Origin of the sequence: Pseudobacillus wudalianchiensis (genome assembly GCF_001685015.1) — a bacterium.
Classification (GTDB): domain Bacteria; phylum Bacillota; class Bacilli; order Bacillales; family Domibacillaceae; genus Pseudobacillus; species Pseudobacillus wudalianchiensis.
Genome location: NZ_MAYT01000030.1, coordinates 105,032 through 118,248, shown reverse-complemented (window position 1 = coordinate 118,248; position 13,217 = coordinate 105,032). Strand labels below are relative to the sequence as shown.

The window sequence follows — 13,217 nt, the reverse complement described above, 5'->3', positions numbered from 1 at the left end:
TGCAAATAAAGCCTTGCCAGTTTGCTTATGCCTGCTATTAAGCTCCAGATGAATGTTTTGAGCTGATCGCATCGTTTCCTGCTTCGCATTCTATCTCTCCTTTTTCCCCCGTTGCCGACGCAGGGGGATGAAGACGCATCAAACCAATATAACTGGCAAAGGAAAGAACCACTCCTAAGAACCACGAAATGTCGTATAGTTCTCTTAAAGAAGGAACAAACACACCGATTAAAGCAACGGCGGCCCCAAATAAAGTAGCGGCAAACGCCCGATAATTGTAGCCTTTAAAGTAGGTGTACTCTCCGTTCAAAGAATAAATATCATTTACATTAAGCTCGCGCTTGCGAATGATATAATAATCGGCGATCATTACACCGGCAATCGGGCCTAATGCGCCGCCAATCAAATTAAGAAGGGTAAAGATAGCGTCTGCATTCTCCATTAGCTTCCACGGGAATGTAAAGAGAGCGGCCATCATAGTAATGTAAAAACCCCGCTTAAAGGTAATCCATTTCGGAAATAAGTTTGCCAGATCGTATGCAGGCGAAACAAGATTGGCAATAACGTTGACCGTAATTGTTGCTGCCGAGAGAATCAAAGCCGCGATTACAATAACAATCGGCCTGTCAAACTGCTGCAAAAGCAAAATAATGTCTCCTATCGGCTTTCCGAAAGCAACCGTTGTGGCAGCTGTTGCCGCGACCGTAACGAATGTAAAAATTGTAAAGGTTACAGGGAGTCCATATAACTGCCCTTTTATTTGGTCTGTCTGCGATCGTGAAAAACGGGTAAAGTCCGGTATATTCAAAATCAGTGTTGACCAGATACCGATGATGCCCGCTACCGCGCTGATAAAAGGAAAGAATGCTTCTCCAAATGTTTCATACTTTCCAGGCTGCATAAAGATTGGTTTAACTCCCCCCGCCGTATCTATTGCCCACCAAAGCAGGCCGGCTAACACTATATATACTAGAGGACCTGTAAATCCCTGAAATTTCTTGAGTGACTCCATACCTCTCTTTAGCACTAGAAAATGCAGTGACCAAAACAGTAAAAAAGAAAGCAATCCCGGCAAACCGATCCCTAAGAATGTCCACCCTCCGCCAAGTTCAGCCCATCCTGGCCATAGCAGCGTAAACGCTATATTAAATGCCGCGCTCCCCGCGTAGGCTTGTATGCCCAGCCACATAATGGCTACGACCCCGCGCAATAATGCGGGAATGTTGGCTCCTAATATTCCATATGAAGTTCTGATCAGCACAGGAAATGGGATCCCATATTTCGATCCTGCATGGCCGTTTAATGTTAAAGCCACATAGAGGATAAGTGAGGCAGTAAAAATAATTCCAATCACCTGCCACGGTGAAAAGCCTAAAACAACGAGTCCTCCAATTGTTGCATAGGTTGGAATATTGTTAATGACCCCCATCCACATAGAAGCAAAATTTTGTGTTTTCCATGTTCGCTCCGTCGGCGGCACCGGCAGCAAATCCCGATTGCTAAGAGAGCTTACTTGCTCTTTCTGAAGATTAGATAGATTCATAGACAACTCCTTTGAATTTTATAGTAAAGGATACATTCACTCACTTAAAAGCGGTTCTCTATCATTAAGCGCTTACAATCAGTCTAAAAACTTAACATGATTAGAATCACTTGTTGTCTTTTGCTCTTCTGAAGAGGAATTGCTCACTATTTTCAAAACTCAGGTTAGAATGTTTATGACAGGATAGTTGGTATTCATGTGTTGGATTTTGGAGCCATGTTGTTTCACGGTACAAAGAAACCTGAAAACAATCATCTGGGACAAAGAGGAAACAATAAACATTTACAAGGTTAATTTTGAAAGGATAGGTGACTGTTGCTTTAACTGCAATGACTTCACTCCTTTACCGCCTATATTCAGCTGTTTGGAGTGAAGTCATTGCCTGTTAAAAAGCTCTTTTAGTTACATGATAAGAATAGATTTTAGATTCGTTAATTTTTTCCTTCTTCAAAGCCTGACCACTCTAAAATATTTAAAACATTCGTTTCAACGCAATCCAGCCAATCCTGTACATTGACCCATTCATCTGCGCCATGAAGATTTCCGCCTTTCGGGCCATAAATGATCGCAGGAGTATTCATATAAATAAGCGGGAAACGAATATCGCTGAATGTTGGCATTCCAAAGATTTCGGTTGTTCGTCCGACGACTTCATCAATATTTGACTTTACCATCTGCACAAACGGATGGTCAGGGCTTATTTCAGCCGGGCTCGTATGCCATTCATAAGTAATCTCTGGCGGATTCTCAGTGAGCCATGGATCTTGGTCAGCTACCCGCTTCACCGCTTTCTCAATTTGCGATTTTACTTCTTCAAGCGTTTCATTTGGCGGATAGCCGATCGTTCCTGTCAGCTCGCATTCAGCTGGTACTTTATAAGCCCATTCGCCGGCATTAATCATCGCCGGTGTTAAATTGCTTGAGCGGACCTGCATGCCTGAAGCAGCAAAATATCTCTCAAATGGCGCATAGCTGACTGTCTTCACCCGCTCATTGTCCAGTTCAATCAAAGCATCATAGATTTTCATGGCCTTGCCGATTGCATTGATTCCCACTTGTCCATTTAAATTGTGAGCCGCCACGCCAGTTACCCGAATTTTAAAAATTAATCCTCCTGCACAGGCAATTTGCGGTCCCGCTCCAGTCGTAAGCGGATGTGGATAAATGCAAGCGTCGGCTTTAAAGTTCTGCTCCTCGAGGTATTGGGTCATGGCCACTGCCCCGCCGGCCCCGCCCACTTCCTCATCGACAACTGAGATGGCTGTAATGTTCCCTTTTGGCTTCAGCCCCAGCCCTTTAATTACTTCTAATGCGGCAAGAATTGAGCCGAAGCCGCCTTTATTATCCGCTGTTCCTCGCCCATACATTAATCCGTTTTCAATCAATCCATCGTGCGGCGGGTAATTCCAGTGCACTAGATCTCCTACTGGCACCGTATCTACGTGAGTAAATAACAGCAGTGATTTCTCCTTGTCAGAGCCGGCCCATTTTCCGACCACATTAGGGCGGCCTTCAAATCCAACTAGGCGTTCTACCTCCGACTCCGTATATTCCGGATGCTGTCTCACCTTTTCTGCATCAGCTACAAATGTATCGACCGCCATTCCTAATCCAAGCATGATTTGCTTAATATGTTCTTGGACTGGCCCTTCATAACCGGTTTCACTAGGAATCTGAACTAATTTTTGCAGACCCTTCACTAGTTCTTCACGATGCTCCTGCATATAATTTCTTACTTTTTGGCGTACTCCAGTAGACAACAACGTTTCCATTTTCCACACTCCTAAATTAGTTTTCCTGCCATATTTACGGCCGGCTTGTACGATGAAAGACTGATTAGTAATTGGAGCCTCAGTAGTTGTATAAAACAGCAAAAGCGGATGGCTTCTTCATAAAAAATAAATATCATTTTAGCGCTCTTTCAGATATAACGGAAAGCTTCAAGCTTAGTGTAAGAATGAAAGAGCTCTGCAATGATTATATTTCTGAATATTCACATCCTTTCGAATTTTTGTTAAAATAATCATACAACTACTCACCAAATATTTCTAATATCTCTTTCTTTACTAACTAATACTTAAAAAATATCAGGAGGTATACACATGGAATTACGGCATTTAAAATACTTTGCTACCGTGGCGGAAGAACTTCACTTTGGCAGGGCAGCACAGCGGCTGCAAATGGCCCAGCCGCCTTTAAGCCAGCAAATTAAACATCTCGAAGCTGAATTAGATGTTCTCTTGCTTTCACGAACAAAGCAGCGTGTCGAATTAACGAAAGCAGGGGAAGCTTTTTTAAAAAGAACATATGAAATTTTAAACCGTGTACATCTTGCGTGCGAGGAAGCAAAAAGTATTGACCGCGGAGAAGCCGGCCAATTAATTATTGCCTTTACGGGATCGATGGCCTTTGATCCGCTTCCGGTACTGCTCCGCTCTTACCAAGAAAAGTATCCTAAAATAAATATTGTATTGAGGCAAATGACAACAACGGAACAACTCGAAGCACTTCAGGAAAATACGATTCATGCCGGATTACTAAACATGCCGATTGAAAGTGCAGCTGTGCACGTAGAAATGCTACGTGAAGAACCATTTATTGTCGCCTTGCCGAAAGCTCATCCATTAGCGTCCCAAACAGAACCTGTGGATGTCGCTTGCCTCGCCAACGAGCATTTTATTATGACTCCGAGAAATGAGGGGCAAAGTTATTATGATGCTATAATCAGCCTTTGCCAGCATGCCGGGTTCAGTCCTAAAAAAACACAGGAAGCGAGAGAACTGCATACGGCCTTATCGTTTGTCGCTTCCGGTATAGGCGTTGCCTTGCTCCCATCGTCCATTCAGTTCGTAAAAAATGATGAAATTGTTTATTTACAGCTGAAAAAGAGCTTTACTACATGCAAAATCGGAGTTGCCTGGAATAAAGCCGAAACGTCCCCTGTTGTCCATTCCTTTATTTCATTTTTAAAGAAAGACCACTATTCTTTGCTGTAAAAGAACTATTTTACAATAAAAAACGAAGCTTTCTTACTATCAAGAAGGTCATCTTGTTATCGGACAGGTCAGGTCAACTCAACACACAAATCCCCTCTTCCCGGTCTGCCAGCTGCAAGCATTTTGGCGAAGTTTTACATAAAAAAGCCACAAAAAATTGTGGCTTTAATCGTTTAACCGCTCTCTTAACATTTATCTATAATTGAATAACCACTTCTCTCTTTCATTTCTGCTTTTTCATAACGAAGCATAGGGTGTCTTGCTGCTCCCCTTCACCCGGGCGGCCCACGATCATCTTGTGAAGCGCCTCCAGTACGGTTTCTGGATTTTCCTCTGCCTCTTTCGCTAGGGCAATCAGCTCATCCGCGAAAGCATTCAGCGTTTCTTTGAACTCTGTTTTCTTCGCTTCAATCATCAAACATTCTTCCACATTTAATGAGAAGTAGATTGTCGGCGGATGATACCTGAAGTCAAGTAGGCGATTAGCCATAGCAAGAGTTCTTACGCCTAGTTTTTCTGCCTTGAACCCGATAAAAGGAAATCATGTGATTCATCACATTCGAAATATAGTGCCCATAAGTATCTCCCCCGGGAAACGCAGGGTATCGGTTAGTATTCAGGTTTTGCGAAGCAATTAAATACCCGATCATTTTCTCTCAGTCTTATTTTATATCCGAAAAATAACGGTAAGTAATGGTCGTTTTATTCCTCTCCCTCGCTTACAAAGTTCTGGTACTCACTCTCACTTAACAACTCATCTAATTCTGCAGGATTAGACATTTCTACTTCAATCAACCAGCCGGCTCCATATGGCTCCTCGTTAATGATCTCCGGTGCATGTTCCAATGCTTCATTGACGTTTACGATCGTACCTGATACTGGAGAATAGAGCTCAGAAGCTGTTTTAACCGATTCAATGGTACCCACTGCTTCGTTAGCCGTTACCTGATCATTTACTTCTGCATGCTCTACAAAAACAATATCGCCCAATTGATCTTGGGCATAGTCAGAGATGCCAATTCGTACACGATTCCCCTCCAGCTTTTGTACCCACTCATGATCCTCGCTATATAATAAGCTTGCAGTTACTTTTGTCACTGTTCTTCCTTCCCTTCCTTATGAATGTTCCTCCCAAAGACAGCTTCTTGTTAACCCCGCTTATAGAATGGTGTGTTGATTACAACGGCATCCACCTTTTTGTTGCGAATTTCCACCTGCAGCTCCGTCCCTGGATCCGTATACTTTGGAGATAAAAGCGCCAGACCCAAATTTTTTTGCAGAGACGGGGAACGCATTCCCGAAGTAATTAAGCCAATATCTTTTTCTCCAGAAAATACCCTGTAGCCATAACGAGGAATGCCACGTCCGGTTACTTCAATGCCTGTCAGTTTTCTTTTTAAGCCTGTTCCTTTTTGAGCGGATAAAGCTGTTTTTCCGATAAATTGGCTTTCTTTGTTTATTTTTACCGCAAAGCCTATTCCGGCCTCAAGCGGGCTGATTTCATTTGCAAGCTCCTGCCCATACAAAGCGATGCATGCCTCAAATCTTAGAGTATCACGCGCCCCAAGTCCGCATGGCTTTAAACCAGCTTCTTTTCCCGTGTCCAACAGCTTTTCCCACAGCTCTTCCGCTTTACTAGCTGCTAAGTAAAGTTCGAACCCGTCTTCTCCTGTGTAGCCTGTTCGGGAAACGAGCACATCCGGTATACCAGCTATGCTCACGTGCTGAGAAAATTGAAGAAAGCCGATTTCCGATAAATTAGCACGAGTGCGCTTTTGCAGAATTTGTTCAGCTTTCGGACCTTGAATAGCTAGTTGAGCCATCTCATTCGATATATCCTCAATTTTTACATCTCCTTCGATATGCAGCCTCATCCATTCCACATCTTTTTCAATGTTTGCAGCATTAATGACAAGTAAATACTTGTCATTATTAAGCTTATACACTAGCAAGTCATCAATTGTGCCGCCGTCCGGATAACACATGGCTGTATACTGTACCCCGTTCTTTTTCATTTTCGTTACATCATTCGTGACAAGATAATTAATATAGCTTTCTGCGTCCTTTCCTTCTATCAACACTTCCCCCATATGAGAAACATCGAAAAGCCCTGCTTCCTTTCGGACGGCCTCATGTTCTTCTAAAATACTTGAAAACTGTACAGGAAGCTCCCATCCTCCGAAGGCAACAATTTTTGCCCCATATTTTATATATATATTAAAAAGCGGTGTTCGCTTTAATGTCGTTTCTGTCCTCATTGCACCACCCCAATTACAATTTTCTGCAAAACGGCTTCTCCCCTTTGGCCCGTTTCCGTTATAGTCAGACTGCCAAGCGCCGTTTCCCTCATTGTTCTTGGCAACAACGAACGCAATGGAATTTCGCTTGATGCACGGTACTTCACCGAGTCTAGTAACAGGACCACAAACCAAATTAAGAAGAGTTTCCAATGTCATGGCTGTTGCATGAATATCTTGCTGAGGTGTCCCTCCCTTTACATTCAACAATCATTCTCGCAGCCATGGCTGTGGCGGAGCTGACTTCTGCCTGGCATCCTCCTGCTGCTCCAGAATAAACGGGGACGATTAGCAATGACGGAGCCGAGCATACTTACAGTAAATAGTCTCATTACTAACTCTTTAAAAGCAGTTCCATCATTTTTATAAAGCGAAAACAATCCTACCGGCAAAATCTCAGTCGCTTCGGCAGTTGGGGCAGCAACAATCCCCCCATTCACGCATTGTTTTCAAGTGTCGCCATTGAAAAAGCTGTTGCACGGCTTATATAACTCCTCGTTAGTGATTTTCTTTTTTTCATATCATTACTTATTTCGCTGCATCCCCGCCGAAATACCACTCAGGATAGCAGAAGCATCTATAAAACCACTATCGACTGCTTCTTTCATTTGGATTAGGCGCTCTTCCACCATGCTGATGCTCGCTGCTCGATCCCTTCCCGTCTTTTCTTCTTTCATTCTCAGCATATTTCAGCTTCTCCCTCTCCCGCCTGCAAAATTCTAATAGTTGCTTCATTAATTGAATGTCCCTCATACATCTCCCACAAGTAATTCTAACGCCCGCTGTTCGTGATAACCTGCTGCAATTGCAGAGAAATTATCCGTTGTACTTAAACGGATATCTACTACATTGCCATTGATCATGAATATCTTTGATAACCCGCTGCCAAGGGAAGCCCCTCCTACACACACCACCTGGCTGCCGCGCCGCACAGTTAACACTGTTGTATTAGGATGATCAAAATAAAGACAGCGGTCCTCCAGTTCAAATATATAAGTAAGCTCATGCTCATTCGCCATCTTAATGGCGTGCCTGATTTGCGGGTCATCGGTATCCATGCCGAGCAGACCGCCAAGCAAAGCTTTATCCGTTCCGTGTCCTTGATAAGTTTCTGCAAAGGAATCATAAAAAATAATATGTGCCTCCTCCGGAGAACCGCCTAAAAGCTCGTAGGCAAAACGGCCAATTGACACAACACCTGCCGTATGAGAACTGGACGGTCCTACCATGATAGGACCAATAATGTCAAAACAGCTTTGAAATTCCATTAGGTCCTCCTTTCTGCACATTGTTTGGCTGTTAACATAACAAATAACCCCATTTCTTCTTTTCCTATTGCTTTATCAATAATTGCTGCATATTCAATTTCTTGTTTCTTGCTTCTTAAAGGCGATCATCTCGTTTTTTCACATGCGAAAATGGACAGAAAAGGGTAACGTAGCCTTGTATACCCTTCTCTATCCTTTTGCCTGAGAGTTTAACTCCTTTGTTAACAGAGTCTTCCCTGTTGGTGTCGTTTGTTAACGTGCTCTTCAGAATTGTGTCCGTTGCCGTTCATCTGCCCGTAAGATTAGCTCCAGGGGGCATTCGGAAGCTTGCCCCTCTGGTCGTAAGTATTCACACTCTCCTATAACAATCATTCACTTTTTATTCATTTTCAGGCTAACCTCCCATTAGCCTTTTTCGCTACCTTTGCCATAGGGTATGATATAAAATTTTCAATAACCGCCTTATAAATAAGAAGGATTAGCCGGGACATTTTTAAAATATACAGCTTCCCCGTCGCTCTCTCCATCAAAAATCACTGTTGTTTTTGGAGAGAAAACCAACACATCGCCAACCTCTCCCACATACTTATTCCCCTCTACATCACGGACGACCATTTTTCCTTTTGTCACTATTTTCACTTCTGTAAAATCAAACTCCGCCGAATAATCTACAGAAGGCTGTAAAGCAAAGTAGCCAAGCGTTAATACTTCTTTTTTATCGGTTAAAGGCAAGTCGAGTATTTGTCCTTTTAATTCAGGCGTTCCTCTCAGTTCACTCAATTCATTCAAACTGTAAGTCCCAGCCTTAATTAATTGGATACCTGGCTTTTCACATAAAAGTTTTACTTCTTTTTTTGCTATTACTTTTTCACTCATTTTTTCCACCTCTAAAATAATTTTTTATATTATATTTTCAGATCGAAGATTTAAAAAAAGTGTTTTTGTTCTTCTCGACGCTGATCCTAGAAGGTTTTTTCAACTTATCGCTTAATGATGTTATATTCCGGGCCAAATGGGAACTTTGTGATGTTTTCTGCACCATTTTCAGTGATGACAAGAATATCATGCTCACGGTATCCCCCTGCTCCCGGCTCTCCTTCCGGAATCATAATCATCGGCTCCATGGAAATAACCATGCCTGGTTTCAGCACTGTTTCAATATCTTCACGCAGCTCCAAGCCTGCCTCACGGCCGTAATAATGGCTGAGCACGCCGAACGAATGGCCATAGCCGAATGTCCGGTTCGCCAGCAGATTATGCTCGCGGTAAATGTCATTTAATTCAGCCGCAATGTCCATACATCTCGCTCCCGGCTTGATTAATTCCAGGCCGCGGCGATGCACCTTACAGTTGATTTCCCACAGTTCTAAATGGCGGTCCGATACCTCTTCCAGGAATAAAGTGCGTTCAAGCGCCGTATAGTAGCCGGCAATCATCGGGAAGCAGTTCAGGCTCAAAATATCCCCGCGCTGCACCTTGCGGGAAGTTGCCCAGTTATGGGCACCGTCGGTGTTAATGCCCGATTGGAACCACACCCATGTGTCTCTTAGCTCGGCATGAGGATACGTGCGGGCAATTTCACGCACCATCGCCTCTGTGCCGTGTAACGCTACTTCATATTCTGGCACTCCTTCGCGGATCGCTTCTACTACAGCCGCGCCGCCGATATCAGCAATGCGGGCCCCGTTTTTAATCAAATCAATTTCTTCTTCTGACTTCATCATCCGCTGAGCCATGACCGCCTGGGATACATCTGTTAGAACAGCTGTCGGCAGGGCATCTTCTAATTGGCGCCGCAGACTGAGTGTCATGTGGTCCTCTTCGATTCCAAGTCGGCCGCGAAGGAAGCCGGCTTCTGTCAGCACCTTTTTCACTGCATACAGGAAGTTATCTCTTTTCCAGTCTGTATACACAATGTTTTCATCAAAGCTGCGTCGCCACGGCATACCAGCATCAATGTTGGCACTGACCGTGACATGCTTGTCCTGAGTCACAACGAGAGCATAGGACCGATTAAAGGAAGTGTATAAGAAATCGCTGTAGTAGTTAATGTTATGGTAGGAAGTAAAGACAACGGCACCGATATCATGCTTAGCCATATACTCACGCAGCAGCGTATTGCGCCGGGTCATTTCCTCTTTTGAAAAAGTCGGCTTTACTTTTTGTCCGCCATTTTGCAAGATTTTTGTTCTTTCTAGATCTGTGATTTGTACCATGTTTTTCACCTTTCCTTTCTCCTATTTCACTTTAAATGTTCTTTATCTATTACTCTCCTGCTCCCAATAAAAGGAGCTGGCTGATTAATTAGTTGTTACGGATCCTTTCAAAGCAGGACGGTTAAGTGAGAAAATTGATATATCATGATCCGTTTTACCAGTTGTAACTAATTGGCTTAACGTTTCGCCAACTACACTTGAGAATTTAAATCCATGCCCAGAGAAGCCAGCAGCAATTGCTACATTAGAATATTCAGGATGTAAATCTATAACAAAATGTTCATCTGGTGTTTTTGTATACATGCAAACAGCGCCTCTTTTTAATTCTCCATTTGCTCCTGGCATATATTCTTTGAGAAACTCACGAAGGTTGTTTTCGTCTTCTGGATAAACACCAAATTCACGGTTGATCGTATCCGGGTCAATTTGCTGTCCGTAAGTATGATAGCCTATTTTTAATCCGCAGCCGCCGAAGCTTGGAAATCCATAGTAGATGCCTTTTGGCACTTCAACCATAAATGCTGGGAAGTCAATATCATTGCTGTATTTTGATTCATCGGATTCAAAGAAGCCGACAACTTGGCGATATGGCTGTAATGGAACATTAATGTTTAGCTTCGAGAGAAGTTTGCTGTTCCAGGCTCCCATACTGACGATTAATTTATTTGCTGTATAGGACCCTTTGGCAGTTTGGATTTTAACCAAATCCTGTGAAACTTCAAAATCCTCAACTGGTGTATAGGTTAAAACCTTCGCACCGTGCGCTTCTGCTAATTCACGATAAGCACGAATACAATTTTCACTAAACAATACGCCTGAGTTTGGTTCGAAAATAGCATTATAATTTTCTGGAACAACAACACCTGGCCAGCGTTTATTGATTTCTTCCCCTTCAAGTAAATCAACAGTCAATGAATGCTCCTTGGCTGCTTCGATCGTTTCTGCTACGAAAGCGGATTCACCTTTCGGCCCAAATACTAGAACGCCGGTTTTTGTAAAGATTTTATGATGGGTTGTGTTTTCTAGCTCATACCACAGTTCCTGTGCTCTTAACGCGAATGGTACATACTCTCTTCCTTCACCATAAGCATGGCGAATAATACGCGTATCGCCATGATGGCTTCCATTTGTATGCGGCGGATCAAATGAATCAACTAGTAATGTTTTAACTCCTTGCTTTGCTAAATAATAGCCTGCTGCCATTCCCATTGAACCAGCACCAACAACAATTACATCAAAATGTGTGCTCATAATCATCCTCCTATAAACCTCAAAATGATTTTCAATTAAAAATATTTTGAATATTTAATTGTTATCTGTATCTTACAACGGTTAATTAACAGCAACAATTGGATGAGCATGCTTAATATTTTTTAAGAGCCAAAGCAATTATTGTGCATGAAGTACAATAGAAACTAAAAAGCCTTTAAAGCACAAAATATGTGCATTCATTATCGTTATGTATATAAAAAACTAGCTGGACATGGATTTCCCCACGCCCAGCTATGAAAAACAGTTATGAAAGTGATCCAGCTAGCTGTTCTTTTAAATTCTCTACAAAGTGCTGAACTTCAATTGCTGCTACACATCCGTCACCAGTAGCAGTTACAACTTGGCGAATGGCATCTTTTCTAATATCGCCAATTGCATAAATTCCAGCAACGGCTGTTTTCATTCGATCATCGGTAATAATCCAGCCTTCCTGATCTGTGATTTTTAAATCTCTCACAAAATCAGAAACAGGATTCATGCCGATATATTCAAATACTCCATCTGTCGGGAAAGTAGTCACTTCGCTCGTTTTAATATTTTCTACAAGAACAGCGTTTACTTTTCCTTCACCAACAATTTCATTTACTACTGTGTTGTAAACAACATCAATTTTCTCATTTTTGAGCATGCGGTCGACTAAAATAGGCTGGGCTCTAAAGCGGTCTCGCCGATGTAGGACAGTCACTTTTTTAGCAAACTTCGTTAGGAAAACGGACTCTTCTACTGCTGAATCCCCCCCACCTACAACGACAAGCTCCTTGTCTCTAAAAAAGGCACCATCACAAACCGCACACCATGAAACACCGCGGCCCGAAAATTCTTCCTCACCAGGGATGCCCAATTTTTTATATTTTGTGCCTGTAGCTATAATAACAGCTCTTGCTTTATATGTTTGACTATCGCTGTGAACGATTTTGACATCGCCTTCATCTACAATTTCTTTTACGTTAGCTTGTTCATATTCTGCACCAAACTTTAAAGCATGCACAAACATATTTTGCGCCAAGTCTGGACCGGCTATATGATCATAGCTCGGGAAGTTTTCTATTTCTTCTGTATTTTGAAGCTGCCCGCCGGGTACCCCCCGCTCAATCAGCAGTGTTTTCAAGTTTGCTCTTGAAGTATAAACAGCAGCAGTCATCCCACCCGGACCTGCTCCGATAATGATAACATCATAAATATTTTCACTCATATTCCATCCATCTCCTATCTCGAGAAAATAAATAATTTTGATTCATATCAGAGATATTTGGAAATTAAGTTTTTTAACTTATCTTCCGGAGAGAACCCTAAACTTTGCTTGGCTACTGAACCATTTTTAAAAATCAAAATGGTCGGAACGCTCATAACATTGAACTTCTGGGCAAGCACGCCACTTTCGTCAATATTCACATCTCCAAACATAACATTCTCCATGCTTGTTGAGAGATTATCTAAAACTGGTGCAATCATTTTGCAAGGTCCGCACCATGGGGCGCCAAATTTAATAACCGCTACTTCATTGGAAGATGTAATTTCATCAAAATTAGATTCATTAACAGCAACAACGTTGGACATAGATTTTCCCCCTTAATTTATATATTCATAGAAAGGCTGCCGGATATGAGCTCCACCGGCAGCTTTCT

13 protein-coding genes and 1 pseudogene are annotated in these 13,217 nt (G+C 42.5%); 1 reads left to right on the top strand and 13 read right to left on the bottom strand.

The genetic code is table 11. The annotated features are described in order from the left end of the window. Positions 1-37 precede the first annotated feature (37 nt). A complete protein-coding gene (locus A8F95_RS18745; protein ID WP_065411930.1) occupies positions 38-1,543 on the bottom strand; it encodes an NCS1 family nucleobase:cation symporter-1 in 1,506 nt (501 codons plus the stop codon). Positions 1,544-1,974: 431 nt separating this feature from the next. Beyond that, positions 1,975-3,315 carry an ArgE/DapE family deacylase gene (locus tag A8F95_RS18740; RefSeq protein ID WP_065411929.1) on the bottom strand — a complete coding sequence of 447 codons (1,341 nt, stop codon included), beginning with the start codon at positions 3,313-3,315 and terminating at the stop codon, positions 1,975-1,977. A 330-nt stretch (positions 3,316-3,645) separates the two neighbouring features. Between A8F95_RS18740 and A8F95_RS18735 the strand changes: the two genes are divergently transcribed. Further along, a complete protein-coding gene (locus A8F95_RS18735) occupies positions 3,646-4,539 on the top strand; it encodes a LysR family transcriptional regulator (RefSeq protein WP_065411928.1) in 894 nt (297 codons plus the stop codon). A 185-nt stretch (positions 4,540-4,724) separates the two neighbouring features. Here A8F95_RS18735 and A8F95_RS18730 read toward each other — a convergent pair. From A8F95_RS18730 to trxA, 11 genes and pseudogenes are all read right to left on the bottom strand, one after another. Then, positions 4,725-5,085, bottom strand: a pseudogene (locus tag A8F95_RS18730) (aminomethyl-transferring glycine dehydrogenase subunit GcvPB); the annotation flags it as partial. Between the two features lie 156 nt (positions 5,086-5,241). After that, positions 5,242-5,637, bottom strand: coding sequence for a glycine cleavage system protein GcvH (gene gcvH / locus A8F95_RS18725; RefSeq protein ID WP_065411926.1), 396 nt, complete (start codon positions 5,635-5,637; stop codon positions 5,242-5,244). Positions 5,638-5,687: 50 nt separating this feature from the next. After that, entirely contained in the window at positions 5,688-7,043 is a 1,356-nt protein-coding gene (gene gcvT / locus A8F95_RS18720) for a glycine cleavage system aminomethyltransferase GcvT (RefSeq protein WP_077247441.1), read from the bottom strand. Further along, complete coding sequence (locus A8F95_RS23430) at positions 6,973-7,131, bottom strand: L-serine ammonia-lyase, iron-sulfur-dependent, subunit alpha (protein ID WP_141676299.1); 159 nt, start codon at positions 7,129-7,131, stop codon at positions 6,973-6,975. Before A8F95_RS23430 ends, gcvT begins: the two co-directional genes overlap by 71 nt. A gap of 229 nt (positions 7,132-7,360) precedes the next feature. After that, positions 7,361-7,522 (bottom strand): hypothetical protein, encoded by a 162-nt coding sequence (locus tag A8F95_RS22700; protein WP_218060680.1) that lies wholly within the window; start codon positions 7,520-7,522, stop codon positions 7,361-7,363. Positions 7,523-7,585: 63 nt separating this feature from the next. Further along, a complete protein-coding gene (locus A8F95_RS18715; protein WP_065411925.1) occupies positions 7,586-8,104 on the bottom strand; it encodes a serine dehydratase beta chain in 519 nt (172 codons plus the stop codon). 462 nt (positions 8,105-8,566) lie between these two features. After that, the gene (locus tag A8F95_RS18710; protein WP_065411924.1) at positions 8,567-8,980 is read right to left on the bottom strand and encodes a cupin domain-containing protein; all 414 of its coding nucleotides are present in this window, start codon (positions 8,978-8,980) and stop codon (positions 8,567-8,569) included. Between the two features lie 104 nt (positions 8,981-9,084). Beyond that, entirely contained in the window at positions 9,085-10,320 is a 1,236-nt protein-coding gene (locus A8F95_RS18705; RefSeq protein ID WP_065412052.1) for a M24 family metallopeptidase, read from the bottom strand. Between the two features lie 84 nt (positions 10,321-10,404). Continuing rightward, positions 10,405-11,571, bottom strand: coding sequence for an N-methyl-L-tryptophan oxidase (gene solA, locus A8F95_RS18700; RefSeq protein ID WP_049662039.1), 1,167 nt, complete (start codon positions 11,569-11,571; stop codon positions 10,405-10,407). Between the two features lie 265 nt (positions 11,572-11,836). Continuing rightward, entirely contained in the window at positions 11,837-12,784 is a 948-nt protein-coding gene (trxB, locus tag A8F95_RS18695; protein WP_065411923.1) for a thioredoxin-disulfide reductase, read from the bottom strand. A 47-nt stretch (positions 12,785-12,831) separates the two neighbouring features. Then, the gene (trxA, locus tag A8F95_RS18690) at positions 12,832-13,149 is read right to left on the bottom strand and encodes a thioredoxin (RefSeq protein WP_049662037.1); all 318 of its coding nucleotides are present in this window, start codon (positions 13,147-13,149) and stop codon (positions 12,832-12,834) included. Between the last annotated feature and the right edge of the window lie 68 nt (positions 13,150-13,217).

Excerpts from the sequence above, each read along its gene's own strand:
- A8F95_RS22700 (WP_218060680.1), bottom strand. The coding sequence starts at position 7,522 with ATGCTGAGAATGAAAGAAGAAAAGACGGGAAGGGATCGAGCAGCGAGC.
- A8F95_RS18740 (WP_065411929.1), bottom strand. The coding sequence starts at position 3,315 with ATGGAAACGTTGTTGTCTACTGGAGTACGCCAAAAAGTAAGAAATTAT.
- A8F95_RS18735 (WP_065411928.1), top strand. The coding sequence starts at position 3,646 with ATGGAATTACGGCATTTAAAATACTTTGCTACCGTGGCGGAAGAACTT.
- solA (WP_049662039.1), bottom strand. The coding sequence starts at position 11,571 with ATGAGCACACATTTTGATGTAATTGTTGTTGGTGCTGGTTCAATGGGA.
- trxB (WP_065411923.1), bottom strand. The coding sequence starts at position 12,784 with ATGAGTGAAAATATTTATGATGTTATCATTATCGGAGCAGGTCCGGGT.
- A8F95_RS18745 (WP_065411930.1), bottom strand. The coding sequence starts at position 1,543 with ATGAATCTATCTAATCTTCAGAAAGAGCAAGTAAGCTCTCTTAGCAAT.
- A8F95_RS18705 (WP_065412052.1), bottom strand. The coding sequence starts at position 10,320 with ATGGTACAAATCACAGATCTAGAAAGAACAAAAATCTTGCAAAATGGC.
- A8F95_RS18715 (WP_065411925.1), bottom strand. The coding sequence starts at position 8,104 with ATGGAATTTCAAAGCTGTTTTGACATTATTGGTCCTATCATGGTAGGA.
- A8F95_RS18710 (WP_065411924.1), bottom strand. The coding sequence starts at position 8,980 with ATGAGTGAAAAAGTAATAGCAAAAAAAGAAGTAAAACTTTTATGTGAA.
- trxA (WP_049662037.1), bottom strand. The coding sequence starts at position 13,149 with ATGTCCAACGTTGTTGCTGTTAATGAATCTAATTTTGATGAAATTACA.